The 26,104-nt window shown below is 57.2% G+C and carries 21 protein-coding genes; 4 read left to right on the top strand and 17 right to left on the bottom strand.

Features of this window, described 5'->3' with window-relative positions:
* Positions 1-18: 18 nt before the first annotated feature.
* Entirely contained in the window at positions 19-1,002 is a 984-nt protein-coding gene (mazG, locus tag PY793_RS06295; RefSeq protein WP_408744674.1) for a nucleoside triphosphate pyrophosphohydrolase, read from the bottom strand.
* Positions 1,003-1,072: 70 nt separating this feature from the next.
* Here mazG and argC point away from each other — a divergent pair, with 70 nt between their 5' ends.
* Positions 1,073-1,993, top strand: a complete 921-nt coding sequence (gene argC / locus PY793_RS06290) for an N-acetyl-gamma-glutamyl-phosphate reductase (protein ID WP_275177245.1) — start codon at positions 1,073-1,075, stop codon at positions 1,991-1,993.
* A gap of 34 nt (positions 1,994-2,027) precedes the next feature.
* Positions 2,028-2,759: an SDR family NAD(P)-dependent oxidoreductase gene (locus PY793_RS06285; RefSeq protein WP_275177244.1), complete on the top strand. Its 732-nt coding sequence runs from the start codon at positions 2,028-2,030 to the stop codon at positions 2,757-2,759.
* 271 nt (positions 2,760-3,030) lie between these two features.
* Here PY793_RS06285 and PY793_RS06280 read toward each other — a convergent pair whose 3' ends face one another.
* The 6 genes from PY793_RS06280 to acuI all read right to left on the bottom strand — a co-directional run bounded on the left by PY793_RS06280 (position 3,031) and on the right by acuI (position 10,824).
* Positions 3,031-3,228 carry a hypothetical protein gene (locus PY793_RS06280; RefSeq protein WP_165925530.1) on the bottom strand — a complete coding sequence of 66 codons (198 nt, stop codon included), beginning with the start codon at positions 3,226-3,228 and terminating at the stop codon, positions 3,031-3,033.
* A gap of 14 nt (positions 3,229-3,242) precedes the next feature.
* Complete coding sequence (cydB, locus tag PY793_RS06275) at positions 3,243-4,379, bottom strand: cytochrome d ubiquinol oxidase subunit II (protein WP_275177243.1); 1,137 nt, start codon at positions 4,377-4,379, stop codon at positions 3,243-3,245.
* Between the two features lie 15 nt (positions 4,380-4,394).
* On the bottom strand, positions 4,395-5,987 hold the full coding sequence (locus PY793_RS06270; RefSeq protein WP_275177242.1) for a cytochrome ubiquinol oxidase subunit I: 1,593 nt from the start codon (positions 5,985-5,987) through the stop codon (positions 4,395-4,397).
* Positions 5,988-6,026: 39 nt separating this feature from the next.
* Positions 6,027-7,748 (bottom strand): thiol reductant ABC exporter subunit CydC, encoded by a 1,722-nt coding sequence (gene cydC / locus PY793_RS06265; RefSeq protein WP_275177241.1) that lies wholly within the window; start codon positions 7,746-7,748, stop codon positions 6,027-6,029.
* Entirely contained in the window at positions 7,745-9,442 is a 1,698-nt protein-coding gene (gene cydD / locus PY793_RS06260) for a thiol reductant ABC exporter subunit CydD (protein ID WP_275177240.1), read from the bottom strand. The genes cydC and cydD overlap by 4 nt, the downstream gene beginning before the upstream one ends.
* A gap of 407 nt (positions 9,443-9,849) precedes the next feature.
* Positions 9,850-10,824 carry an acrylyl-CoA reductase (NADPH) gene (gene acuI / locus PY793_RS06255; RefSeq protein WP_275177239.1) on the bottom strand — a complete coding sequence of 325 codons (975 nt, stop codon included), beginning with the start codon at positions 10,822-10,824 and terminating at the stop codon, positions 9,850-9,852.
* Positions 10,825-11,026: 202 nt separating this feature from the next.
* Between acuI and PY793_RS06250 the strand changes: the two genes are divergently transcribed.
* Together PY793_RS06250 and PY793_RS06245 are read left to right on the top strand one after the other, a co-directional pair.
* Positions 11,027-12,349, top strand: a complete 1,323-nt coding sequence (locus PY793_RS06250; protein WP_275177238.1) for a hemolysin family protein — start codon at positions 11,027-11,029, stop codon at positions 12,347-12,349.
* 136 nt (positions 12,350-12,485) lie between these two features.
* Positions 12,486-12,935 (top strand): glycine zipper family protein, encoded by a 450-nt coding sequence (locus tag PY793_RS06245; protein ID WP_275177237.1) that lies wholly within the window; start codon positions 12,486-12,488, stop codon positions 12,933-12,935.
* A 247-nt stretch (positions 12,936-13,182) separates the two neighbouring features.
* Here PY793_RS06245 and PY793_RS06240 read toward each other — a convergent pair whose 3' ends face one another.
* From PY793_RS06240 to trpB, 10 genes are all read right to left on the bottom strand, one after another.
* Positions 13,183-14,892, bottom strand: coding sequence for an OprO/OprP family phosphate-selective porin (locus PY793_RS06240; RefSeq protein WP_275177236.1), 1,710 nt, complete (start codon positions 14,890-14,892; stop codon positions 13,183-13,185).
* A gap of 156 nt (positions 14,893-15,048) precedes the next feature.
* The gene (gene pstS / locus PY793_RS06235; RefSeq protein ID WP_275177235.1) at positions 15,049-16,035 is read right to left on the bottom strand and encodes a phosphate ABC transporter substrate-binding protein PstS; all 987 of its coding nucleotides are present in this window, start codon (positions 16,033-16,035) and stop codon (positions 15,049-15,051) included.
* Positions 16,036-16,212: 177 nt separating this feature from the next.
* On the bottom strand, positions 16,213-17,376 hold the full coding sequence (locus tag PY793_RS06230) for a sensor histidine kinase (protein ID WP_275177234.1): 1,164 nt from the start codon (positions 17,374-17,376) through the stop codon (positions 16,213-16,215).
* Between the two features lie 127 nt (positions 17,377-17,503).
* On the bottom strand, positions 17,504-18,199 hold the full coding sequence (phoB, locus tag PY793_RS06225; RefSeq protein WP_275177233.1) for a phosphate regulon transcriptional regulator PhoB: 696 nt from the start codon (positions 18,197-18,199) through the stop codon (positions 17,504-17,506).
* 251 nt (positions 18,200-18,450) lie between these two features.
* Positions 18,451-19,740, bottom strand: coding sequence for an adenylosuccinate synthase (locus PY793_RS06220; RefSeq protein WP_275177232.1), 1,290 nt, complete (start codon positions 19,738-19,740; stop codon positions 18,451-18,453).
* 69 nt (positions 19,741-19,809) lie between these two features.
* Complete coding sequence (locus PY793_RS06215) at positions 19,810-20,994, bottom strand: ATP phosphoribosyltransferase regulatory subunit (protein WP_275177345.1); 1,185 nt, start codon at positions 20,992-20,994, stop codon at positions 19,810-19,812.
* Positions 20,995-21,046: 52 nt separating this feature from the next.
* Positions 21,047-22,531: an ATP-binding protein gene (locus tag PY793_RS06210; protein WP_275177344.1), complete on the bottom strand. Its 1,485-nt coding sequence runs from the start codon at positions 22,529-22,531 to the stop codon at positions 21,047-21,049.
* Entirely contained in the window at positions 22,528-23,787 is a 1,260-nt protein-coding gene (locus tag PY793_RS06205; RefSeq protein ID WP_275177231.1) for a TIGR03862 family flavoprotein, read from the bottom strand. Before PY793_RS06205 ends, PY793_RS06210 begins: the two co-directional genes overlap by 4 nt.
* A 19-nt stretch (positions 23,788-23,806) precedes the next feature.
* Positions 23,807-24,640: a tryptophan synthase subunit alpha gene (gene trpA / locus PY793_RS06200; protein WP_275177230.1), complete on the bottom strand. Its 834-nt coding sequence runs from the start codon at positions 24,638-24,640 to the stop codon at positions 23,807-23,809.
* Positions 24,637-25,881 (bottom strand): tryptophan synthase subunit beta, encoded by a 1,245-nt coding sequence (trpB, locus tag PY793_RS06195; protein ID WP_275177343.1) that lies wholly within the window; start codon positions 25,879-25,881, stop codon positions 24,637-24,639. The genes trpA and trpB overlap by 4 nt, the downstream gene beginning before the upstream one ends.
* Positions 25,882-26,104 lie beyond the last annotated feature (223 nt).

Raw genomic sequence — 26,104 nt, 5'->3', positions numbered from 1 at the left:
CTCCAGCCGTTCTGCCTTTCAAGGCTTTTCAGCCTGCTTGACCGCATTCCATACGGCATCCAGTTTCTCCACGTTCTGGTCCTGCATGCTCAGACCTTCCTGCGCCAGACGGGTTTCCACTGCTTCGAAGCGACGGGTAAACTTGTCACAGGCCTGACGCAGACAGGTCTCCGGGTCCAGTTTCAGGCGGCGCGCAAGACTGGCAATAGAAAACAGGACATCGCCCAGTTCATCCTGCATTTTTTCCCGGTCGTTCTTCTGCATCTCTACTGAAAATTCGCTTATTTCTTCATACACCTTATCCAGAACACCGGAAATGTCGGGCCAGTCAAACCCGACACGGGCCGCGCGGGATGCCAGTTTGGAGGCACGGAGCAGAGCTGGCAGAGCTGGCGGCACACCTGTCAGTGCGCCAGAATGCTGCATCGCCTTCCCACCAGATTGCGCCAGATGTTTGCGCTCCTGCTCCTTGATCGCCTCCCACTGCCCTGGCATGGCTCGTGCCGACAGTTCAGCCTCTGCGGGTTGAGGTTGAGCGGCACCCCCCAGCACGTCCGTGCCAAAGGTTACGTGCGGATGCCGACGGATCATTTTTTCCGTAACAATTTCCGCCACATCGGCAAAAGCGAATCTCCCCTGCTCTTCCGCCAGTTGAGCCTGATAGACAACCTGTAACAGAAGGTCTCCCAACTCATCGGGGAAAGCCTGCCAGTCCTGCCGCTGAATGGCATCAAGTACCTCGTACGCCTCTTCAATGGCGTAGGGCGCTATGGTCTGGTGTGTCTGTTCGCGGTCCCACGGACAGCCTTCCTCCGGGTCCCGCAACCGTGCCATAAGAGCAAGCAGCCGCTCAATATTCTGTGCCGCCTTGTGCCGGTTCTGCACCGCATCGACAAGGGAGATTGCGGGGGGATGTACTCTGCTGGTCATGGTCTCTGCCTGTTCTGGAGGTCTGCCGCACGGGCAACGGGGGGCTGTATGTGTTAATAAACATTGTGCCATAATCCTGTGCTGCGTCTATGCGCCTGCAGGCAGAAAGCCTAACCTACCCCAAAAATCAGAAGAGGAAGGCATGACACAGAAACCCGTTATCTTCATTGATGGCGAAGCAGGCACAACAGGGCTGGAAATACGCGAGCGCCTTTCTGCCCTGCCTGTTACGCTGTTTTCAATCGATCCCGCCCGGCGCAAAGACCCGGTCGCCCGCAAGGACGCCATGGCCGCAGCCGATCTGGTTGTTCTGTGCCTGCCAGACGACGCCTCACGCGAGGCGGTACATATGGCGGCAACACTGGGCGATGCAGCCCCCCGCCTGCTGGACGCCAGCACAGCTTACCGCACGGACCCCGCCTGGGTTTACGGCTTTCCCGAACTGGCCAAAGGTCAGGACCGGGCCATTGCCAGCGCACCACGCGTATCCAACCCCGGCTGTTACCCCACGGGGGCCATTGCCCTGCTTCGCCCACTGGTAGATGCCGGTGTGCTGGATGCACACTACCCTATGTGCATTAACGCCGTCAGCGGGTACTCCGGTGGCGGGCGCAGCATGATTGAGGCGCACGAACATAAAGGTGGCCCGGCATTTGAACTGTATGGGCTCAGTCTGGAACATAAGCATGTGCCCGAGATCCACCAGCACGCCAACCTTACGCGGCGTCCGGTTTTTGTGCCATCGGTCGGGCATTTTGCGCGTGGGATGATTGTCTCCATTCCCCTGCATCTGGATGACCTGAAAGGCCATGTCACCGGGGATGATCTGCACGCCCTTCTGCACGAACATTATGCCGGGCAGGCCCATGTGAGGGTTATGTCGCCTGAACCCAGTCTCTCCGCCGAGGCTCTGGCCGGACGTGACAACATGGAACTGCGCGTGCATGCCAGTACACAGAACAGGCAGGCCCTGCTGAGCGCACGTCTGGATAATCTGGGCAAGGGCGCGTCTGGGGCTGCATTGCAGAACATCAGCCTGATGTTGGGTTTGAACAACGGCTGAAAACCATCTTAAATTTTGAAAGGTTTTAAAAATCATGAGCAATCGAGTTGCTATTGTAACCGGCGGGAGCCGGGGTATTGGGGCCGCCATTGCAGAAGCTCTGGCAAAAGACGGGTATGATATTGCCATTTCCTATTCCAGCAGTTCGGGTGCTGCTGAAAAAGTTGCAGAAAAAATCCGCGCTCTGGGCCGCAAGGCGCTGACCATCAAAGCCAATGGCACCAGAATTGAAGGCAACCGTGAAGTCATTGCTGAAACCATTATTGCTTTTGGCCGTATTGACGCACTTGTTTGCAATGCTGGCACGTATCCCTACGGCCCGATTGATGAAATGACGGTGGCACAGATTGAAAACATTCTGAACCTGAATGTGCGTGCCGTCATGGTGGAAACCATGGAAGCCGTAAAACACATGAAGGAGGGCGGGCGGATTATTTACATCGGTTCCGCTTTTGGTGCACGCGCACCTTTCCCCGGCATTTCGCTTTATGCAGCCACAAAGGCGGCTCTTCGTGGTTTTGCCAAGGGCGTAGCGCGGGATATGGGAAGCCGCGGCATTACAGCCAATGTAATCGAACCCGGCCCGATCCACACCGACATGAACCCCGAAGATGGGGAAGGTGCTGCCCTTATCAGCAGCTTTGTTGCAACTGGCACTTACGGCAAGGTGGATGATATTGCCGCCATGGCTGCTTTTCTGGCCAGCCCCAAAGCCTCCTACATCACAGGGGCTGCCCTGCCTGTCGATGGCGGTCTGGAGGCTTAAAGATACCAGTAACTTTTTAAAATTCCATAATAAATAATAACTTTTACAACCCGTTCTTATAATCCCATTGTAAGAACGGGTTTTTTATGTACTACAAAACAAAATAGCCTGCATACCATAGGTATGCAGGCTATCCCTTTGTGAGGCTTCCCTGATGCTAGAATCGCAGGCTAGGGAAACATTTTCTTTATAACAGAAAATGCTATGATATAAAACGACAAATACAAAAATGGCACAAAAAATATAATGGCCTCCAGATCTCCCATCATATTCAGAACTCCCCTTCCGACACAGACGCATCCGCCTGTGCATCAAACAGGACACCACCTGCGGCTGCGACCAGAATAATCATGACCGTACCAACCGCCCATGCAAAATACCAAGGCCCCTGGTCACCCACAAAAACGGCGAACAGAAGAGCCACTACCAGAGCCAGACCCAGCCCCGCAAAACGCAGCAATGTGATCATGCGCCCTCTCCTTTTCAGTAACTATGCGTATCTTTGATGATATCCGCCGTGTGGACTTTCCCGCGCATCACGTAATAACACCAGGATGTGTAACACAGGATAAGCGGCACAAAGATCAGGGCCACAACCAGCATGCAGGTCAGACCGTACTGGCTGGCCGAGCTGTTCCAGATTGTCAGGCTCTGGTCAGGACGTGTGGTGGACGGCATGAAGAACGGGAACATGGCGGCCGCAACCGTACCAATTGTACCTACCCAGGAACCAAGGCCCATCCACCAGGCCATATGAGACCGGTTAGCCTGCACAAGCGCCACACCTGCCAGCATGCTGAACACGCCAATCACAGGCACCAGCCACAAAATGGGGTGTGCTGCATAGTTATGCAACCACGCACCCACCTGCACGCTCACATGCTGCCCCTGCATGGGGTTTGCCGCCATGCCAGGATCGCCCTGCTCAAGCACAAAACCCGACATGTTGCGGATCCATACGCCACCGGCAAGGAACAGAACAACCGCAGCAATCCCCGCACGGCTGGCATAGCGCCGTGCCCGGTCATGAATGGGATTTTCCGAACGGATCATCAGCATGATGCCACCTTGCATGACGCTCAGGCAGACAGCCATAAGACCACACAGAATGGCAAAGGGGTTAAGCAGATAGCTCAGGAAGGAGCCGTCCTGAAAATACTGCCCGGTCCAGTTAAAATGATAACCCACACCTTGCAGAATATTGCCAAAGGCTGCGCCGTAGACAAACATGGGCAGAAAGCCGGAAATCAGAAAAACCCAATCCCAGCTTGCGCGCCACAGGCGGGCTTCCACCTTGGAGCGGTATTCAAAGGCTACGGGGCGCAGGATCATGCTGAACAGCAGCAGGATCATCACCACATAGAACACCGAAAAAGACGTGGCATACAGCGTGGGAAACGCTGCAAAAATAGCGCCACCACCCAGAATGAACCAGACCTGGTTACCATCCCAGTGCGGACCAATGATGTTGAGCGCGGTGCGGCGCTCCCCATCCGTACGCCCCACAAAGCGCAGCAGGGTGCCTACCCCCATGTCCATGCCCACCATCAGGCCAAGCCCGATCAGCAGCACACATAAAAGGCCAGCCCATATAAGTTTTAAAACAACATAAACATCCATGATGCAGGACCTTCCTTAATGCGCCACAACGGACAGATGTGCGGGATCTGCATCTTCATGCGGACCATGCGCTTCTGGCCCCAGCCGGGCGAACTTGAACATCAGGTAAAGCTCAACCGCGATAAATATGCTGTAAAGCACAGTAAACCCGGCCAATGAGAACAGCATGTAGGGCACGCTGTGTGTGGAAGCGGACATAAAGGTTGGCAGACGGTCAAACACGGTCCAGGGCTGCCGACCGGCTTCAGCCGTAATCCAGCCAAACTCGGTAGCCAGAATCGGCAGGGGAATGGACCACATGCACAGTTTGAGGAACAGCGGATTGCGCTCAAGCTGATTTTTGAGGCTCAGGTAAGACGCCATGGCAAACAGCACGAAAAAGAACACACCCAAAAACACCATCAGGCGGAACGACCAGAAGGTTACAAAAACATTGGGCAGAATATCGGGCTTTGTCTGTTCAATAACGCTCTGGAGCTGTTCAGGCGCAATGGCAGTTACGTCCTGACCCGGCGCATGGCGGGTGGCAAGCAGACCATACCCCATGTCGTTCTGGTGGGCATGGAATTCCTCCAGATCAGCTGCCTGATGGTTTTCTTCATACCGGCGCAGGGCACTTACGGCTGTAATGCCAGACGCAATGTGTGGAGCAGCAGCATCTTCCAGTTCGATCATACCTGTAATGGGCATGCTGAAGCTGTGCGTGATCAGGGGCGTCAGTACAAAAGGTACCCCGATCTCAAACGAGCTTTCCTGCTTTGCATCATTGGGCAGGGCTGCAATAATCCAGGGTTCATAGGGAGGCTTGCTGGTATGCCACAGCCCTTCCATCGCCGCGATCTTGGTAGGCTGGTGTTCGTAATCCAGACGCCCCAGCACATCACCCAGCGTAATGACTGCAACGGTGGAAAAAATACCAAACAGAGCCGCCATACGAAAAGAACGCGCGGCAAAATCACGGTGCTGCTTGCGCAACAGATAGAACGCACTAATCCCCATGACAAACAGGGATGCCGCTACATAACCCGCAACCGAAGTATGTACGAACTTGGCCTGTGCATCGGGGTTGAAGACAACATCAACAAAGCTGTCGAATGTCATCCGCAGGGTTTCGGGGTCAAAATGCGCGCCATTGGGCATATTCATGCTGGCATTGGCAACCAGAATCCACAAAGCAGACAGGTTGGAACCCAGCGCCACCAGATAGGTAATAGCCAGATGCGCAGGCTTGCTCAGACGGTCCCAGCCAAAAAACATCAGCCCGACAAACGTGGATTCCATAAAGAAGGCCATAAGCCCTTCAATAGCCAGTGGCGTTCCAAACATGTCGCCAAAAAAGCGGGAATACATGGACCAGTTGGTGCCGAACTCAAACTCCATGGTCAGGCCGGTTGCCACACCCAAAGCAAAGTTGATGCCAAACAGCTTGCCCCAGAACAGGGTCATATCCTTGTACACCTGCTTGCCAGTCACGACGTACACCGTCTCCATGGCAGCCAGCATAAAGGTCAGTCCCAATGTCAGAGGGACAAACATGAAGTGATAAAGGGCCGTTAACGCAAACTGAAAACGCGAAAGGTCAACGACCGTAGGATTAATTAAGTCCATTTTTTTAACCTTATTACAGAATAAAAGCGTTTTTCACTTTCAGCTCTTCATGTCGCTCCCTCCTCCGGGGCGAAAACACGCGTCCTCCACCCTGATAACCCTGTGCATGAACGGAAGCACCGCCTGCCGGTGGGTCATGCATACAATGGTTGTCTGCTCACACCGCTGCACCAACGCTGCCATAAGGGCCTGTTCAAGAGGGGTATCAAGCCCCTCGGTTGGTTCGTCCAGAACAAGCCATGGTGTGGCGCGCAACAGGGCCTGAGCCACCGCCACCCTGCGCGCTTGCCCACCAGACAGGCGCAGGCCATCATTACCAACCCAGGTTTGCAAACCCTGTGGTAAAGACTGGATGAATTGTGTAAGCTGTGCTGTCTCCAGCACCTCCACAAGCTCCTGCTCTGTTGCATGGGGGGCTGCAAGCAGAAGATTGTCTCTCAGTGTGCCTGCAAACAGGTGGAAGTCCTGTGCGGCCACACTTACAAAAGCCGCCATATCTTCTGCACGCAGTGTACGCACATCCACCCCGCCAAAGCTTATGCTGCCACTATCGGGCGCGTAAAAGCCAAAAAGCAGGTTGATCAGGCTGCTTTTGCCAATACCGGATGGTCCGATCAGCCCCACATGCTCACCCTGACGGATGATCAGGTTAGCATTCTGCAAAACAGGGCTGACCGTTTTCGGGTATGCAAAGCTCAGGTCACGCACCACCAGATCATACGGTGCGTGCGGAAGGTCTGCCCCCTGCACCACTGGCCGTGGCGCACTGGAGGGGCAGGCCACATCCAGCCGCATGGTGGCAAGCTTTGCCTGCGCTGCGGCCTGACGCGCCAGAGGCAGGGGGGCGGCCACATCAAAAGCTGCCAGAACCCCTAGCACCAGCATGGGAACTTCCGCAATACTCAACTGCCCTGCCCGGCAGGCGCCAACCGCCAGAACCAGAACCCCCAGCGCCGTAGCAAAGGTGATAAGGGTTATCAGGCCACGCGCGGCACTTTCCAGCACATCCAGCTTCCAGCATGCCTTATCCATTCCGGCCTGTAGCGCCTGCCACTGCCTAACCCGGCTATTGGCGGCATCCAAAAGCAGATATTCCCCCATATTCTGGAGTGTTTGCGCCAGTTCCGCCTGAATGTGGCTCTGCTTTTCAGCCTCTACCCGCACCAGCCGGTCCATTGCAGGACCCGCCAGCAAAGGCACCAGAACACCACCAAGCAACAGCCCCGCAGCCAGAAGCGCTGCCGCAGGGAGTGTAAAGCAGGCGAATACGCCTACAAACACAACACCACACAGCAATGCCCGCAGAAAGGGGAGTGCTACATCTGTGTAATATGCCGCCACTTTGTCGGTATCGGAGACAAAGCGCCCCAGCAGGTCACCGCCCTGCTGGTCCATCAGCCCGGCGGGAGCAAGCGGAGCAAGGCGGGCATAAACCCATGCACGCAAATGCCCACCCAGACGAAGTGCGCCATCATGCGCTACAACCCGCTCCAGATAGCGGGCTATAATGCGAACCATGGCGAAAAACCGCACACCCGTTGCTGGCAGCACGATATTGAAGGCCCGCGCCATGGCTTGCCCGCCCAGCCCGGCAACCGCAGCCCCCGCCAGTAGCCAGCCTGACAGAAAAAGCAGCCCGAAACTGGCCAGCGCCGCAGCACAGGCAAACCCTACGCCAAGAGCAAGACGCCAGCGCAACCCTACCGAAAGACGGAAAAAACCGTGCGCGCCACCGGCCAGAGAGTCTTGTGCCATGCTCATGCAACAGTCTCCTTCTGCACAGGAACACCCTCTACCGTGCCATCAACCACATGCAGCAGCACATCTGCCCGGTCAGCCAGCGCCTGCCTGTGCGTTGCAACCACCACAATACGCCCGGCTACACACCGGCGCAGGGCACTAGCCACATGCAGGGCACTCACCGTATCCAGCCCTGCCGTAGGTTCGTCCAGCACCAGAACATCCGGGTTTTGCAGTAATGCCCGCGCCAGAGCCAGACGGCGGACCTGCCCGCCGGACAGGCGACTCCCCCGTTCACCTATATGCGTTTCAAACCCGTCGGGCAGCGCTTCTATAAAACCCAGCGCATCTGCCAAGGCTGCGGCCTGCCGCAACTGCTGCATATCCACCCCCGGTGTACCCAGACGCAGATTGTCAGCCACAGTGCCAAAAACCATAAGCGGATGCTGCGGCACCCATGCCATGCGCACACCATTCAGCGGCACGGGCAGACCGGATGTATCGTAAGCTTCCACACATCCGGCAGCAGGCTGTAAAAAACCCAGCAGGGTATTGAGTAGCGTGGTTTTACCCGCACCACTCGCCCCCGTTAAAACAGTCAACCGGTTACGGGCAAAATGGCAGGTAACGTGCCGCAAAACGGGTGTACCGTCAGGGGTCTGCACCTCAAGCCCGGTGCATGCCAAGGCACTGATACCCCCAACCGGTTGTGATATTTGCATACCGTAACGCTCCGCCTGCGCAGGCAGGGCAAACAGTTTGCCCATATGCTCCATGGCGGCCTGGGCATTCTGGCGTGCATGATAACTGGCAGAAAATGTACGCAGAGGCATAAAATACTCTGGGGCCAGCAGAAGAACCAGAAAAGCAGACCGAAAATCGGCCGTGCCAGCCAGCAGACGCGTACCAAAAACAACGGCAACCAGTGCGATGGAAAGGCTGGAGAAAAACTCCAGCGCTGCCGATGTCAGGAACGCCACCTTCATGACAGACAGGGTGGTGCGTCCATGCGCATCCGCCAGATGGGCAATACGGTCCAGACTATCCTGCGTACGGCCAAACAGACGCAGGGTTTTCAACCCCCGCAATGCATCGAGAAAACTCCCCCCGAGCAGGGACAGCTCCCGCCACCGCCGATCCATGATGGTTTGCGCGCCATAGCCCACAAACACCATAAAAACCGGCACAAGCGGGCCGGTGCAGGCAAGCACAAAAAAACTCCACCCGTCCACTCCCGCCACTACCGCCAGAATAAGGAGTGGCAGAACCACCATCATGGCGGCAGAAGGCACATAGCGGGCAAAATAGGGAACCAGCGCGCGCGCGCCCTCTGTAAAGGTGGTCACGACCTCCCCCGCAGGCACACCAGCGCAGACCATAGGCCCCGCCGCCAACAGGTGCGTCAGCAACCGCCCCCGAACATGGCCTGCAACCCGCAACCCCGCCTGTGTTCCCATGATATCAGACACAAAACGCGCACCCACCTGCCCCACAAGGCAGGTCAGGATAAGCCCGAACACAGAAATTTCCGTCTTCAGGCCGCGGCCATGGAACGCCAGATCATCCACAAGATGGGCCAGAAGGATAAACTGGCACACCAGCAGAACAGCTGACACACCACCCCCCACAACAGAACCCAGCAACCAGCCACGCACCTGACGGGCCAGTCCCTTTGTCATATCTGCGCCGTGTGATCGGGCGGGTGTGGCGTCCATGGCTCAATACTTACATAATTCACTTAACAATTTTGTTAGTTACATTTATCTGTAACTTTAGTCAAGAGCGATCCGTAGTTGAGAAAATTCTCAACTACACGAAAGAGCTACTCCGTCCTCTTACTCTGGAGTATATTTTGAATAATTTTCATGATAGCATTTAAATATCATTAATGCTCCCCACGAAGAAAAATAATTATACGCGTACATTCATATTAAATGAGAATTTTGTTTTATCATTACAAACAAATAAATTTTTTATTGGTTTTTATGTCATTTTACAGAAACTTAATCTTTCCAATTTTCATACATTCACACAAAATAAAAAATAGTTACATTACCCAATAAATTATCATTCACTTAAAAAGATACTCATAACCGTCAGTTTCAGCCAAAAACAGCGCGACTCACGGCACCTCAACCACAAGACGACCTTTTATTCTGCCGTCCAGCAGGTCCGTGGCCGCAGCGATGGCGTCTGACAAAGAGATAACCCGAGTCATTTCCGCCAGCAGGTCTTTGTCCACCAATAGCGCCAGGCGATCCCACATGTTCTGCCGGACCTCTTTGGTGCACATCACACTATCTATGCCCACCAGCGTTACGCCCCGCAGAATAAAGGGAGCGACAGTCGCAGGGAACTCCATACCCCCCGCCAGACCACAAGCCGTTACCACGCCCTGCGGTTTCATGGATGCACAGACGGAGGCCAGAACCTGCCCGCCCACCACATCCACCGCCCCTGCCCAACGGGCTTTTTCCAATGGGCGGGAAGGCATTTCAAAATGTGAGCGCGCAAGCACCTCGGAAGCCCCGAGCCTTAATAGATAGGGTTGTTCCTTCAGGCGACCGGTGATCGCTACAACCTCATACCCCAGCCGAGCCAGAAGCATGACCGCCACACTCCCAACCCCGCCCGTAGCCCCACTCACCAGAACCGGGCCAGACCTGGGTTCCACGCCTTCACGCACCAGCGCCTGCACACACAGCATGGCCGTAAAGCCCGCCGTGCCCAGCGCCAGAACCTGCTGCGCGTTCAAACCCTGCGGCAAAGGCTGCAACCACGCCCCCCGAACGCTGGCTTTTTGCGCAAGGCCGCCCCAGTGCTTTTCGCCCACACCCCAGCCATTCAGCATTACCCGCTGCCCAACCGTAAAATCAGGGTTCGAGGAGCGCTCAACCACACCTGCAAAATCAATCCCCGGCACCATTGGCCATGCCCGCACCACAGGGCCGCGCCCGGTAATGGCCAGCGCATCCTTGTAATTCAGGCCCGACCAGTGAACACGGACTGTCACCTCCTCGTCAGGCAAGGCATTTTCGGGTAGTTTTCGCAAAGTGACCGTCTGGCCTGCCTGTTCAAGGTAGAGCGCATCAAACATCAGTTTTTATCCGGCAAAATGAAACACCATAGCACACACGCCCTTCACGAACGCAGGCAGAGCCTCCGGGTCGCGCGCTGACAGAATTTTGAAGTCTTTCGCATGTCATACGTGACATAAAAAATACAATTTGGAATCACGCTGGTCAGCGACTCACTTTTTGTTCATACTATGACATTCTAACCGTATAGCGGACGTTCTCTTGCTCCTGTTCATAATGGGTCTGTTGACCCTTGTTCTGCTTATCGCGATCAGTATCCTGATCGCGCTTTCCGAAATCTCCTTTGCAGCCGCCCGGGAAGTCAGGCTCCGCAGCCGCGCAGAAGCAGGAGACCCGCGTGCCCAGGCTTTTCTGGCACTCCGCCGCAATAGCGGGCAGGTTATCACCGTTATCCAGATATGCCTGAACGGCGTGGGGATTATGGGCGGTATTGTCAGCTCCGAAATGCTGTCCCCTCCTCTGGCCGATTTTTTCACCCAGTGGAACCTCTCCGACTGGTGGGCTCAGAATCTGGCTTCCACCTTCAGCTTTATTTTTGTCACCGGCATGTTCGTACTGTTCGCTGACCTGTTGCCCAAACGGGTCGCCATGAACAACCCGGACAAGGTAGCTCTTGCCGTGGGCTGGTTCCCACGGCTGGCACTGCGGATTCTCTACCCGGTTGTCTGGATTTTTTCCAAAATTTCCGATGTGGTGCTCAAAGCACTCAAAATCCCGGCTGCCTCCGCAGTAGAACCCGTAACACCTGAAGACCTGCACGCCATTCTGGCAGCGGGCACCGCATCTGGCGCCCTGCTCCAGCAGGAACACCAGATGATCGAAAACGTGCTGGGGCTTCAGGACCGGTCCGTTACATCAGCCATGACCCCACGGGACGAGATTATTTTTCTCGATATTCAGGACACCCCTGAGCACAACCATGAAAAAGTGCGCATGGAGCCCTATTCGCGCTACCCGCTGTGCAATGGCGGGCTGGATAAGGTTATTGGCTCCATTCGTGCCGAAGATGTTCTGGCTTCGGTCGTGGACCCGTCCACAGCACCATCTGGCCGCCCACACTCCAACCCCATTGCCCGTATGCGGCGTGACGTACCCTCCGTACCGGAAACGCTGAACCTGTGGGATACACTAGCCCAGTTCGACACATCGGGTGTTGGTTTTGCGCTGGTGGTCAACGAATACGGACTGGTTGTGGGGCTGATCACCTTCAAGGACATCATGGGCGTCCTCATGGACGGACTGGCCAGCCCGTTTGAGGAGCAGGCCATTGTCCAGCGTGATGCCAATTCCTGGCTGGTGGATGGCGCAGCCCCCATTGGAGAAGTCATGCGTGAGCTGGATATTACAAACCTGCCCGACCATGAGCAGTTTGACACAATCAGCGGCTTTATCATGCACCGCCTGCGCCGTATGGCCCGCAAGACCGATAGGGTTGACGCCTCAGGCTTCCGTTTTGAGGTCGTAGACGTGGAAGGTTTCCGCATCAACCAGCTTCTGGTGACACGGCTAAACATTACACCATAAAGAGCACGATAGAAAAAAGGAGCAAGGCTTGTCGGTAGTGGTAGCCTTGCCCCTTTTTTCTATTATTCCTCTATTAACTAAAAAATGACATACTTCTCTCAGCTTAACAGCATCCAATATATTTGGAGAGAGACAGATGAAGTTTATAGCGATTCCTGTTGCCTTTTTGCCCGTTCTTTTACTGGCAGGCTGTGCCGAAACCCCCATGGGGCCAACCACGCAGATTCTCCCCGGTCCGGGCAAAAACTATGGTCAGTTCCTCCAGGAGCAGAATTTCTGCCGTTCTCAGGCTGCTGCAGCCGTGCAGGGGCAGGCCGAACGGCAGAACCATAAGGCTATTTATGGTGGGCTGGCTGCAACTGCGCTGGGCGCAGGGCTCGGTGCGGCTGCTGGTGGCGGCGCTGGTGCAGGCATTGGGGCTGCCGCTGGTGCCATGGGTGGTGGTCTGGGGGGGAGCCTCTATTCCAACAACCAGCAGGGTGGCATTCAAACGCAGTATAACAATGCATATGTAGCGTGCATGATCTCTTACAAAAATGTCCTGCCCGCCCCGCAGCCCGCTTACGGATATGGGTACTCACGCTAACCTTAGGCCCGGATATCCACCATAAGATCTGGGCCATACAGGTCATGCAAGCAAGCTGTGCGGCGGCGGCCACTGCTCATGACAAGCGTCCCTACAGCTGCCCACGAGTGCTGATTCAAATAAAAAACCATGCCAGAAGGCATGGTTTTTTATTCTCCTGTTTTTACAGTTTGACAAAAAAAAGGGCCATTCTTGCGAATGACCCTTTCCCATACTGATCTCTGACCAAAGCCAGCGACAGACTGCTTCAGAACGCAGCCTGCACACGGGCGGCAAGAGAGTTCCCGTTACGACCAGCACTGTTCCACGCAGAGCCATTCTGGGAAACAATGAAGTGATTAAAGTCAAGCATGAAGCGAAAGTGACGGTTAGGATACCAGTTAAGACCACCGGACCATACGGTCTGACGTCCACCATTCACATTGGCCGAAACATCGCTGAAGTCGGTTACGCTGTAACGACCCGTAACTTCCAGCGCACCCCAGTAGCCACGTGAGGGGTCAAATTCGTGTTCAACACTTGGAGTGCTGAACGCACCTTCTTTGATGTTATATTGGCGGCCTTTACCAAACAGGGTGTAGTTGGCAGCGCCATAATAACCCTGAAGATGAACAGTTTTCTGTGCTGCAGCAGTGGTTGCCTGATTACCACGCTCGACACCAATGTTATAGTATTCGCCTTTAAGTAACAACTTTTTCCAACGGAAACCAAGTTCCGGCCCTGCGGACCAGATTGATGATGCGTTGCTGATTGCCGCGCTAACCAGATTAGTGCTGGTCAAGTTAACTTCCGGCGACTGGCCGAATCTAGCAGTACGACTGCAATTATTGGCAGTGTTCTGAAAGTTATTGCAGTATTCCGCGACCTTGAAGGCACTAATGGCAGAAATACCCACATGCACGTCAATATCTTTTGACACATATGGACGACCAGCAGCACGGAACGTAGCACCCGTCTGGCTATTCATATTGTACTGGTTGGTTGCGCTCGCAGTGCCGGAGTTACCCTTACGGTCGCCGTAGGTCTGCCCTGTAAAGTAAGAAGCAATCCACCAGCGTTTTTCGTAATGCAGGCCACCGAAGCTGAAGCGGGCGTCCCCTGCGGCAATTTTACGTACGGCATCGGTAATGGCAGGACGTTCCATCATTTCGAAGTCGTTCGAGCTTTCGGAGTCTTCTTCCGTCACGCGTGGCTGGAAGTAACCAACCGTCAGGATCGTGTTGTGCAGACCTGTATAGTTCAGATTAGCTTCATACAAACCCTGATCCGTAGAGTTACCATCAGGACCGCCAGCACCAAAATCAGGTGTTACGTTAGCAACCCAGTCTTTATACCGGAAGGTGAAAGGAATACGGAGACGACGGGCATTTTCGGTAAAGCCATTGAAATCGCCATGAGCTTCGTTGCCACGCGGACCAGCATCAAGGAAGCCACCAAAGTCTTCATGAAATGCCAGACCGACCGAGAAGCCGTAAACACCGTCTTCGGAGGAGACCGTAAAGCGACCTTTGGGGAAACCAACAATCATGCCGCCAATGCGGACTTCTTCATCAGACGCCGTAGCAGCCTTAAAGTCCTTCCAGGACATGGTGTCACCACGGTCAGACGGGGGAGTGCCCACGCCAGACAGCGGAGCAATCTTTTTCATGGGTTCCTGCTCGCCGAACTGCACGTTCGGATCGTAGTTCCCATCAGCAACATGCATGGTGTGGCGACCGTGGCCACCAGCCTGCCCCATGCGGCCTTTGGTTGTGGTTGCATCGCTTTTAGCCAGCTGATGCTTGAGGCTGACAATCTGCTGCTGCATATCCCGACGCATCTGGGACATTTCCGCACGCAGCAAACGAATTTCGGAATCCTCAGTGGAAGCGGCCTCGGCCACAGGAGCGATTCCAGCCAACATAAAAGACGTTAGAGCAACAGAAGAAAAAAGCGAGTTACAGCGCATTGTGGCCATTCCATGATAAGAACGATGAGCAGTGAATAACCCGCCATAACTTTTTTGTGCGTGATGCTTCGGTGATGGTTTCATTACGGTATTATGAAAAAAAGCGACCCGTTACCGGGTCGCTTTCCGATAAACTCAAATCCGCAGTGAAAATATAAATGCTGATTATTTTCCGCTTTTCCAGGCAGACATAATGCTGTCCTTAACGGTTTTGGGCAGCGGAACGTAATCCAGCTTGGTAGCAATGCCATCACCGTTATTGAAGCTCCAGTTAAAGAACTTCTGCACAGCCTGATCACGCTCAGCATTACGGGCGGGAACCGGAACCAGCACGTAGGTTGCAGACATGATCGGCCAAGCCTGCTGACCATCCGTATCCAGCAGGTTAACGGCAAAGTGGGAAGCATGGCCCCAGTCTGCTGCCTGCGCGGCGTGGGAGAAGCTGGTCATGCCTGCAGCAACGCTGGCACCTGCATGGTTACGCAGACGGACAGTGGTCAGGTGGTTACGGCTTGCATAGGCATATTCCACATAACCAATGCCACCTTCGGTGTTCTGCACGGTTGCTGCAACGCCGTCATTCCCACGAGCACCCAGGCCACCGGGCCAGCTGATGGATGTGCTCGCCCCGTAGCTTTCCTTCCAGGAAGCGGAAGAACCGGCAAGGTAGGACGTGAAGACAAAGGTCGTGCCCGAACCATCCGCACGATGAACCGGCGCAATGGCAACTTCTGGCAGTTTGATGCCCGGGTTCAGCGCAACAATCTTGGGGTCGTTCCAGGAAGTAATGGTGCCTGCGTAGATTGCAGCCAGCACATCACCGCTCAGCGTGATCGTATCGGGCTTGATCCCGCCGGGGATGTTCACAACCGGAACAATGCCACCCATAACCGTGGGGAACTGGAAGAGATGGTTGGTTTCAAGCTTCTGGGCATCCATCGGAGCATCAGATGCGCCAAAATCAACCGTACCAGCCACGATCTGGTTCTGGCCTGCGCTGGAGCCTACGCTCTGATAGTTAACAGTCACACCAGTGGCGGATTTTGCAACCGCGCCCCATGCTTCATAAATCGGAGCGGCAAAGCTGGAGCCTGCACCGGTCACGCTCTCGGCCCGAGATGCTGCTGGAAGTGCCGTAAGGAAGGTGGTCATGACGGCCAGACACATTCCAGACCTGACTGAAAAACGCATGTTGTTTTTTTCCCTGAGCCAATTGCAAAAGCTTACGGACACAAAAACGCGCCGCGCTGTTCCGGGTTAAAGTAAATCAGAACATAATGGTATTATGCTTTCAGGACAATTACATGACGGTTTTATGACACTAAAGACCTAGCTGAGCAGCGGCAGCCATATCCGGCAGGCCGTTCCTTCACCTACAGTGCTTTCCACCACAAAACGTCCATCATGGCGGGCCAGAATCTGCTGCACAATAGCCAGCCCCAGTCCACTGCCCTGCACGCTGGCGGCCGTTTTGGCCACGCGGTAGAAGCGCTCGGTCAAACGGTTAAGATGCCGCGCAGGAATACCCGGACCCGTATCCGTAACGCTCAGCACCAGCCCCGCCTCGGTAGGCCAGCCAACATTTTTTGCAGCCCGCGCACAGGAAACCGTAATGCCCAACGGGTCTCCATTGCGTTTACCCCGATCAAACAGACCGTATTTGAGTGCGTTTTCCACAAGATTCATCAACACCTGCAAAAGCTGGGCTTCATCCCCCTGTACGCAGAGTTCCTGCGCGTCATCCGCCTGCACCTGAAAACGGACGGGCTTGCCAGCAATCAACCCCGCTGCCTCATCCGACAAGCGCCTGAGCAGCTCGGCAATGCCGATTGTTTCCTTTGGTCTATGATGCTCCTGCATCTGCACGCGGGACAGGTAGAGCAGCCCGTCAAGCAAGCGCTGCATGCGCTTGGCCTGCTCGGACATAATACCCAGAAACTCTTTTTGAATAACCGGATCATCTGCCGCAGGACCTTGCAGGGTTTCTATGAACCCCAGCAGGGAGGCCAGCGGCGTGCGCAGCTCATGGCTGGCAAAAGCCACAAAATCCGTATGCTGCCGCTCGGCCAGAACGGCCTCTGTCTCGTCATGCAAAGCAACAAAGACCAACGTTATTCTGGACGAAAACGCCCCCCCGCTCTTACGGTACCCCTCGGGCAGAAAAGCAACAGGCACGGTTTTCTTCTGCATCCATGCCCGCACAACACGGTAATGGGGAATATCCAGCACAACCAGCGCTTCAGCCGGTTGCTGATCTTCTTTTTTCTGTGCAAGGAGCCTGTCCACCGAGCTTTGAAAAGCCGGGTGGCGGATAATGCTGCCAAGACTGTTTGTGAACTGCCGCTTGGCCTCGGGCGAAATCACACATGGCAGGCGTGTGTCGTTCAGCACCAGCGTTGCCGCTGGCAGGCTGGCCATAACCTCGTCCAGCGTAACTATGGAGGCGGTATCACGCCCTATCCGGCTTTTCTGCCGTTCAGAATCGTCAGGCATTGGTTCAAAATGGCCTGAGCGAGCGATAAACAGCGGCACAGCCGCCAACACGCCGCCCCCTGCCATACCGCAGAGCCCCGCCAGCCAAGCATGCATGATCCGCCGCCCCTTTTTGCGGTGTTATCGCCTAGTCCGGGTCCTGCGCTTTATCCAGCGCATAGCCACGGGCCCGCACGGTGCGGATCAGATCCACCCCACCCCCTTCATTCAGGGTCTGTCGCAGGCGGCGGATATGCACATCCACTGTGCGCAGCTCTACAAAGGAACTGCGCTCCCATGCGTGTTTAAGCAACTCCTCGCGCGAGAAAACCTGAGCCGGATGCAGCATGAGGAATTCCAGAAGCCGGTATTCCGTTGGCCCCAGAGATAGCTGACGACCATCGCGCTCGACCTTGTGGCTCACCCGGTCCATGACCAACGTATCAAACCGCAGAGTCTTATCCGCAGGGGGAGCCCGGCGCAAAATGGCTTTAACCCGGGCAAACAGCGCATCCATACTAAAGGGCTTGACCAGATAATCATCCGCCCCCGTATCCAGACCACGAATGGTGTCTGCTTCCTCGCCACGGGCACTGAACATGATAATGGGCAAGGCGGCTGTTCTGGCCTGCTCGCGCAAACGACGGCAAACCTCCAGCCCGGAAATGCCCGGCAGCATCCAGTCCAGCAGAATCAGGTCCGGCCGACGTTGCCGAACATACTCCAGGGCCACCTCTCCGTCCGCGGCATGGCGAACCATGTAACCCTGTTTTTCCAGATTGTAGCTAACAAGCCGGGCGAGAGCCGGGTCATCTTCAACAACCAGAAGATCTGCCTTATGCATACCAGAATGCCTTTTAAAAACCTGCCTCTAGGATATGACGCACAGATGACAAAAAACAACCGCCTGTCTGCCCCAAACCCCGTACAGGCTACTTTATGGCCTTCTGCAGTCCCTTAAAAGCCGCCATTCACACAGCAAAAACCGCTTTGTGAATATTTTATGACCCTCTTGCAAAAGCTGCGGGGCACTCACAAAAAAGCCCCGGCACAAAGACCGGGGCTTGAAAAGGTTCGTCATGGAACCGTCATAAATCAATCTTCAAACGGGTCACGCACCAGAATGGTGTCATCCCGGTCCGGACTGGTGGACAGCAGGGTTACAGGAGCCCCCACCAGTTCTTCCACCCGGCGTACATACTTGATGGCCTGCGCGGGCAGGTCAGCCCAGCGACGGGCGCCCTGCGTTGTTTCTTTCCAGCCCTCGATCGTTTCATACACCGGGCGCACACGCTGCTGCGCGGCAGAACCGGAAGGGAAGCGTTCTATCTTCTGGCCATCAAGCTCATAACCGATGCAGATGTTGATCTTGTCCAGACCATCCAGCACGTCCAGCTTGGTCAGGGCCAGCCCGTTAATACCGCCAACCCGCACAGCGTGGCGGACCAGAACCGCATCAAACCAGCCACAACGGCGCGGACGCCCAGTAACCGTACCGAATTCATGCCCACGCTCACCAAGGCGGCGGCCAATATCATCATGCAGTTCGGTCGGGAACGGCCCCTCACCCACACGGGTGCAGTAGGCCTTGGCAATACCCAGCACAAACCCTGCAGCCGATGGCCCCATGCCGGACCCGGTGCCCGCATTGGAAGCAACAGTGTTGGAACTGGTCACAAACGGATAAGTCCCGTGGTCCACATCCAGCATAACGGCCTGCGCACCTTCGAACAGGATACGGCGGCCATTACGGCGGGCATCGTCCAGAATATCCCATGTTGCAGCCATGTATGGCAGCACCTTGGGAGCAACATCACGCAGGAATGCCAGCAGTTCGTCCTTGGAGAAAGTCTGCGCGCCAAGGCCTGCCAGCAACGTGTTATGGTGCAGGAGCAGTTCGTCCAGCTTCCAGTCCAGCGTTTCTGGCTCCGCCAGATCGCACAGACGGATGGCGCGACGGGCTACCTTGTCTTCATACGCAGGGCCAATGCCACGGCCTGTGGTACCGATCTTGCGGTCGCCTCTGGCTGCCTCACGCGCGCGGTCAAGAGCACCATGCACAGGCAGGATCAGGGGCACGTTTTCAGCAATTTTCAGGGTTTCGGGCGTAACCTTCAGCCCCTGCTCGCCAATGCGGGCAATTTCAGCCAGCAAGGCCTGCGGGTCCACCACAACACCATTGCCGATAATACCGAGCTTACCGCTGACAACGCCTGAAGGCAGGAGTGACAGCTTGTAAACCTGATTGCCCACCACCAGCGTATGGCCGGCATTGTGACCGCCCTGAAAACGCACCACCACGTCGGCCCGGCTGGCGAGCCAGTCAACAATTTTGCCTTTGCCTTCATCGCCCCACTGGGCACCGATCACGGTTACGTTGGACATAGACGGTCTGCTCCTGAAAAAAACTGCCTGCTGGTCAAAAAGAAAAAATCGTACCCTAAGGACAAGCCCTCAGGTCAGAACCACCTGCCGGGTGCCTGAAAGAAGAATGCCACACCCCAGATGCCGCGCCTCGGCCTCGGCCTCCGCGCCGCAAACACAGCCACGCACCGTGGCGTAGCCCTGCATCCGCAGGGCCGCAGCGTCCTGCCTGCTGGCATCTGCCGCCAGATACACGCGCGCACGGGCTGGTGTGGGGGGGATCATGCGGAACAGCACATCGGGTCGCAGGGTCAGCCCACAGGCCGGTTCGTTATCGTTGCAAAGATAACGTCCACCACGCCCCAGTTCTTCCGAGCGGCCAACGGCAAACAGGGTTACGCATACGCCGGTATGGTACTTCCAGCCCCGAAACTCCACCGGGTCCACGGTCATGCGCAGGTCCGGGCAGATTTCACGCACGGCAGCAACCGTATCAATCAGCCGGTCCAGAACAAGGCGGGCCTTGGGTGGCAGGGTCAGTTCCGCCAGTTGCGCCACCGTATGTTCGGCAGCTCCGGTGGCATCCAGCAGAGCGATAAGCGTAGCGGCCAATGCGCCCCCATGCTGGGCCACGGCGGCGGCATCCTTGCGGTCAAGTGCACGCATAAGGGCCGGACGCTGGGCGGCGGGCACACCGGCCTCTTCCAGCAGGGCGGGAATGAAGGGCGGCATGGTCAGGTCGAAGGACACATCCTTCACACCCAGGCGCATGAGCGCTTCGGCGCCGATGGACATGACCTCGGCATCTGCTTCGGGGGAATCCGGGCCGATCAGCTCTATGCCGGTCTGCATGATCTGGCGGCTGCTTTCCTCCGCCGCCACGGGGGCTACCACAACACACGGCCCGGCATAAGAAACACGGAGCGGGCGTGGCAACCCGGCAACACGAGTCGCGGCCATACGGGCAATCTGGGGTGTAATGTCGGGGCGCAGCACCATCATACGCCGCGTATCGGGGTCCATGACCCGGAAGCACTGCTCCGCCAGAGCCACCCCTGCACCGGCAAGGTAGGTCTCCTCAAACTCCATAAGAGGCGGGCGGACGCTGTCGTAGCCGTGGGAGGCAAACACATCCATAAGAGTAGCCACACCCCGCGCTTCCGTTCGGGCATCGGGGGTGAGCAGATCTACAAAGCCAGCAGGCAGCAGGGCCGGGCTAAAGGGCGGGTCATCCGTCATGCCTCGGGCTATAGCACTCCCCGCTCCGCCCGTCATGCCCGCGGGTGTGTTCTTTTGCGCCTTTTCCCACACAAAACGGGCGGACTGGTCAGCTATCGGCCACACCGGGCAGTGTTTCCCACTCCGTGCCTATAAAGGTCAGCACCCGCCGCCCCATGCCATCAGCCCGCAATACGAGCAGATTCTGGTCCTCCAGCCATGCCAGCAGGCGGCGTGCACGCCCTGTGGAGACCGTCCCATACACTCTGGCTATCTGGGCATCGGACGGGCAGGGTGTGCGCTCAATGGCCGCACGGGCCAGAAACAGAAAGACCGCCTGCAAATCCTCTGGCAGAGATGATACGCGGCGCTCGGCCTCCTGCCATTGCGTGGAGGATGAGGTATCTTCGCTTACACCGCTGCGGGCTGTAGCCAGTGCGCGGTTGAAGCGCCGCAGATCCAGCGCATTACGCCCCAGCCCGGCAATGCGGCAACGCACCAGAAAATCCTGATACAGAACGGGTATGGGCCTGAAGGACGAATCTTCATCCTCCATCATGTCACGCAGGATAGCAGTCATACGCGCTTCGCGCTCGGCCCGGGTTTCTGGCGTGTCTTCCACCTGCTCCTGCTCGGCCTGCACACTGGCCTGTGCCTCTCCATGGGCAGCGAGCTGCGTCAGCAGGTCCGGGGCGGAAGGAGCCGGAGCCGCCTTGCGCTGGCGGGCGGGCAGGTCATGCACCGGCACAGGGGCCAGAATAAGCTCATGCACCGGAGCGGTTGGCGGCTCGAAAGGGGCAAGCACAGGCCCGGCCGACCGGCTTTCGGTTTCCACCGCGCCAATACGGACCGAAAGCGGCCTGCGGCTGAGTGCGGGACCAAGGGCGACAAATGTGCCACGTGCGAGGTCCCGGAACGCTTCGGCCTGCCTGCGCTCCATGCCCAGCAGGTCAGCAGCGCGCGCCATGTCGATATCCAGAAACGTGCGACCCATCAGAAAGTTGGAGGCTTCCGCCGCGACATTTTTGGCCAGTTTGGCCAGACGCTGCGTGGCAATAATACCGGCAAGGCCACGTTTGCGCCCACGGCACATCAGGTTGGTCATGGCGCCAAGGGAGGCCCGGCGGGCTTCGTCCGAGACTTCGCCTGCCGCGGCTGGCGCAAAAAGCTGGGCTTCGTCCACCACCACCAGAACAGGATACCAGTGCTGGCGCGGCACCTCGAACATACCGCCCAGAAAAGCCGCGGCCCAGCGCATCTGCTGCTCCGCATCCAGCCCTTCCAGATTCAGCACAACAGAGGCGCGGTGCATACGCATGCGCTCACCTGCGGCGTGCAGAGCCATTTCTGAATGATCGGCACCCTCTATGACCAGATGACCGAATTTTTCAGCCAGACTGACAAAATCACCCTCGGGGTCAATAATGGCCTGCTGCACCATACGCGCGGACTGCTCCAGCAAGCGCCGCAGAAGGTGCGACTTGCCCGATCCGGAGTTCCCCTGAACCAGCAGACGCGTAGCCAGAAGTTCGCCAAGGTCCATCTGTGCCGGGCTACCCCCCGGCACCTCCCCCATTGTAATCATGCTGTTCATGGCTGAAGGGGATACCGCCTTGCCCCACCCCTGCGCAACCATGCCTCCGCACCCTTTGCCGCAGCCCGGCCGGTAGCAAGGCAGGCATGAAGCAGGTAGCCCCCGGTCGGAGCCTCCCAATCCAGCATCTCGCCCGCAACAAACACACCGGGCCGCGCCCTGAGCATAAAGGATTCGTCACACGCGTCCCGCGTAATCCCTCCGGCGGTGGAAATGGCGCGGGCCAGCGGCTCTGGCGCGTAAAAAGTCAGCGGCACAGCCTTGATCAGGGTGGCCAGAGCGCGCGGGTCTGCTGGCAGCGTATCCGTTGCCTCCCGTAGCAATGCAATGGCTGCGGGGGCCAGCTTTATGGCCTTGCGCAAACGGTTGCTCTGGCTCTCCCGCATACGGGTGGCACGTAGCCTGTCCAGCAGGTCCTGCTCGCTCAGATCGGGGCGCAGGTCACACAGCACGCTTGCCTGCCCCTGCGCCATGATGGCCTGCCGCACGGTGCGGGAAAGGGCATAAAGCGCCCCCCCTTCCACACCTGTGCGGGTCACCACAATTTCACCACGCACACGCCTGCCTTCAAATGTCAGCGCCACAGGCTTAAGGGGCGTTCCGGCAAAACGCTCAGCAAAAAAGGCAGACCATTGCGTGCAAAATCCGCAATTGGCAGGTTCCAGAGGGGCCACCTCCACTCCACGCTGTTGCAGCAGGGGCACCCAGCCACCAGAACTGCCCAGCCGTGGCCAGCTTGCCCCGCCAAGGGCCAGCACGACGGCATCCGCCGCCAGTTCGGCCTTATGGAGCGCTCCATCCGTGGTTTGCTGCACACTAAACACAAGCAGCTCGTGCGCCCCCCAACCCTGCCAGTCCGCACGGGTCTGGAAGGCCACGCCAGCCGCATTCAGCCGGGCCAGCCATGCCCGCAGCAGGGGGGATGCCTTCATCCCCACGGGAAAGACCCGACCAGAAGAGCCAACAAAGCTCTCCTGCCCCAGCCCTGCCATCCAGTCCCGGATGTTCTGCGTGGTCCATGCCTCCAGCGCGGGCCGTAGCCATGAACTGGCGGGACCATACCGTTCCAGCACCGCCCCAGGCGCTTCAGAATGAGCAATATTCAGCCCTCCCCGCCCGGCCATAAGAAACTTGCGGCCAAGGCTTGGCATACGCTCCATGACCCGTACGCCAAACCCGGCTGCCGAGAGGTATTCGGCTGCGGCAAGCCCTGCCGGACCACCGCCCACAACAACAATACGCTGCTTATCTGTCATGGACAGTCACGGCCGCATGTCATTCCGGCTGCTGGCCCGCAGCACGGACTGCCTGTGCCAGACCGCGTATCTGCTCAAGCACGCGCGGCAGGGTCTGGGGGGTGGCACGCCCCTGCTCATCCAGCGTTTGCGCCAGTGTAGCCAGCAGGGCCGAAGCCACAACGGCACCATCGGCAATGCTGGCCGCCTGCGCGGCCTGTTCGGGCGTGCGAACACCAAAGCCAATGGCTATGGGCAGGTCTGTGGCGGCACGTATGCGGGGAATGGCGCCAGCAAGGTCATGCGCACTGGCGGAGCGGGTTCCCGTAATGCCCACAATGCTCACATAGTACACAAAGCCCGATGCATGCCCCAGTACGTATTCCAGACGTGCATTCGGCGTGGTGGGCGCAACCAGACGAATAATATCCAGCCCCGCAGCCTGCGCGGGAGCGGCAATAACCGCCCCTTCCTCGGGTGGAAGATCGACCAGAATAAGGCCATCCACCCCTGCGGCGGCGGCATCTTTGCAGAATCGTTCGTAACCATAGGATTCAACCGGGTTGACGTACCCCATCAGAATCACTGGTGTTTCCTCATCCCCCTTGCGGAACTCGGCTACCATATCCAGCACACCAACCAGCGTAGCACCGGCCTTGAGCCCGCGCAGGGCAGCGGCCTGAATAACCGGACCATCGGCCGACGGATCGGAAAAAGGCATACCAACCTCAATCAGGTCGGCACCAGCGGCTGGCATGGCGCGGAACAGCTCCAGAGAGGTTTCCCTGTCCGGATCATATGCCTCCAGATAAGGGATGAGCGCACCACGGCCTTGGGCAGCAAGGGCTTTAAAACGGGCAGCAATACGGCTCACAGCGTGACTCCCAGATGTTCGGCAACAGTAAAGATATCCTTATCCCCACGGCCGGACAGGTTCACAACCAGCAGTGTGTCTTTGGATAAAGTGGGGGCGATCCTGGCCGCATAGGCAATGGCATGCGCCGATTCGAGAGCGGGAATAATCCCTTCCAGCTTCGTGCACAGCTGGAAGGCTTCCAGCGCCTCGGTATCGGTCGCCCCCACATATTCCGCACGCCCGATATCGTTCAGCCAGGAATGTTCGGGGCCAACACCGGGGTAGTCCAGCCCGGCACTGATGGAATGGGCCTCATCAATCTGGCCATCCGCGTTTTGCAGCAGGTAAGTACGGTTGCCATGCAGCACACCAGGGCGACCGCGCTCGATGGAGGCTGCGGTTTTACCGCTATCCAGCCCATGACCTGCGGCTTCCACTCCAATCAGGCGCACGGACACATCATCCAGAAACGGATAAAAAATCCCCATGGCATTGGAACCACCCCCAATGGCGGCGACCACCACATCGGGCAGGCGGCCTTCGGCAGCCTGCATCTGCACCCTTGTTTCCTCCCCGATCACGCTCTGGAAATCACGCACCATGGCGGGGTACGGGTGCGGACCAGCTACGGTGCCGATCAGCATATAGGTGTCGGCCACATTGGCCACCCAGTCCCGCATGGCTTCGTTCATGGCGTCCTTGAGCGTGCCCGCACCGGCAGTTACCGGCACAACCTCCGCCCCCAGCAGGCGCATGCGGAACACGTTGGGCTTTTGCCGCTCCACATCGGTAGCACCCATGTAGATCACGCATTTCATGCCAAACAGGGCGCATACGGTTGCGGTAGCCACACCATGCTGGCCAGCCCCGGTCTCTGCCACAATACGGGTGCGGCCCATACGACGGGCAAGCAGAATCTGCCCCATAACATTGTTGAGCTTATGCGAACCGGTGTGGTTCAGTTCCTCACGCTTGAGGTAGATTTTGGCACCCCCGAACGCTTCTGTCATACGACGGGCGAACCATAACGGGCTGGGCCGACCGATATAATCGGTCTGGTAATACGCCAGTTCCTTATGAAAGGCGGGATCAGCTTTTGCGACCTCATACGCCGCATTCAGTTCCAGAATAAGCGGCATGAGCGTTTCGGCCACAAAGCGGCCACCATAACGGCCACCAAAATGACCGTGCTCGTCAGGCTGCTGCCTGAAGGAGTTGCTCTGCGCCGCTGCGCCGCCGTGTTCGATCGGGTTCGCCATCACTCGTTCTGCCGCTCCTTGTAACCCTATGCCGCGCCCTGCCGGGGCAGCGCGTGTTCTGCTCTTTTCAACTGGCAAAATGGCTTACCAGATGCGCCGCCGCATTGCACGGTCCCGCGTGGTCATCTTGCCATAAACCCGACAAAGGCGTCATACTTGGGCATACGCATGCTCCGGACAGGCAGCCGCCAGCACCGGACAATACAGATAGACAGGCCCACAG

The sequence above is a fragment of the Acetobacter fabarum genome, assembly GCF_029069195.1.
GTDB classification, from domain to species: Bacteria; Pseudomonadota; Alphaproteobacteria; order Acetobacterales; family Acetobacteraceae; genus Acetobacter; species Acetobacter fabarum_A.
The sequence above is the reverse complement of the archived record's forward strand: the minus strand, read 5'-3'. Positions and strand labels throughout refer to the sequence as shown.

Coding starts and splice junctions, on each gene's coding strand:
- mazG (WP_408744674.1), bottom strand. CDS start 1,002: ATGGCACAATGTTTATTAACACATACAGCCCCCCGTTGCCCGTGCGGC.
- argC (WP_275177245.1), top strand. CDS start 1,073: ATGACACAGAAACCCGTTATCTTCATTGATGGCGAAGCAGGCACAACA.
- PY793_RS06285 (WP_275177244.1), top strand. CDS start 2,028: ATGAGCAATCGAGTTGCTATTGTAACCGGCGGGAGCCGGGGTATTGGG.
- PY793_RS06280 (WP_165925530.1), bottom strand. CDS start 3,228: ATGATCACATTGCTGCGTTTTGCGGGGCTGGGTCTGGCTCTGGTAGTG.
- cydB (WP_275177243.1), bottom strand. CDS start 4,379: ATGGATGTTTATGTTGTTTTAAAACTTATATGGGCTGGCCTTTTATGT.
- PY793_RS06270 (WP_275177242.1), bottom strand. CDS start 5,987: ATGGACTTAATTAATCCTACGGTCGTTGACCTTTCGCGTTTTCAGTTT.
- cydC (WP_275177241.1), bottom strand. CDS start 7,748: ATGAGCATGGCACAAGACTCTCTGGCCGGTGGCGCGCACGGTTTTTTC.
- cydD (WP_275177240.1), bottom strand. CDS start 9,442: ATGGACGCCACACCCGCCCGATCACACGGCGCAGATATGACAAAGGGA.
- acuI (WP_275177239.1), bottom strand. CDS start 10,824: ATGTTTGATGCGCTCTACCTTGAACAGGCAGGCCAGACGGTCACTTTG.
- PY793_RS06245 (WP_275177237.1), top strand. CDS start 12,486: ATGAAGTTTATAGCGATTCCTGTTGCCTTTTTGCCCGTTCTTTTACTG.
- PY793_RS06240 (WP_275177236.1), bottom strand. CDS start 14,892: ATGGCCACAATGCGCTGTAACTCGCTTTTTTCTTCTGTTGCTCTAACG.
- pstS (WP_275177235.1), bottom strand. CDS start 16,035: ATGACCACCTTCCTTACGGCACTTCCAGCAGCATCTCGGGCCGAGAGC.
- PY793_RS06230 (WP_275177234.1), bottom strand. CDS start 17,376: ATGCCTGACGATTCTGAACGGCAGAAAAGCCGGATAGGGCGTGATACC.
- phoB (WP_275177233.1), bottom strand. CDS start 18,199: ATGCATAAGGCAGATCTTCTGGTTGTTGAAGATGACCCGGCTCTCGCC.
- PY793_RS06220 (WP_275177232.1), bottom strand. CDS start 19,740: ATGTCCAACGTAACCGTGATCGGTGCCCAGTGGGGCGATGAAGGCAAA.
- PY793_RS06215 (WP_275177345.1), bottom strand. CDS start 20,994: ATGACGGGCGGAGCGGGGAGTGCTATAGCCCGAGGCATGACGGATGAC.
- PY793_RS06210 (WP_275177344.1), bottom strand. CDS start 22,531: ATGAACAGCATGATTACAATGGGGGAGGTGCCGGGGGGTAGCCCGGCA.
- PY793_RS06205 (WP_275177231.1), bottom strand. CDS start 23,787: ATGACAGATAAGCAGCGTATTGTTGTTGTGGGCGGTGGTCCGGCAGGG.
- trpB (WP_275177343.1), bottom strand. CDS start 25,881: ATGGCGAACCCGATCGAACACGGCGGCGCAGCGGCGCAGAGCAACTCC.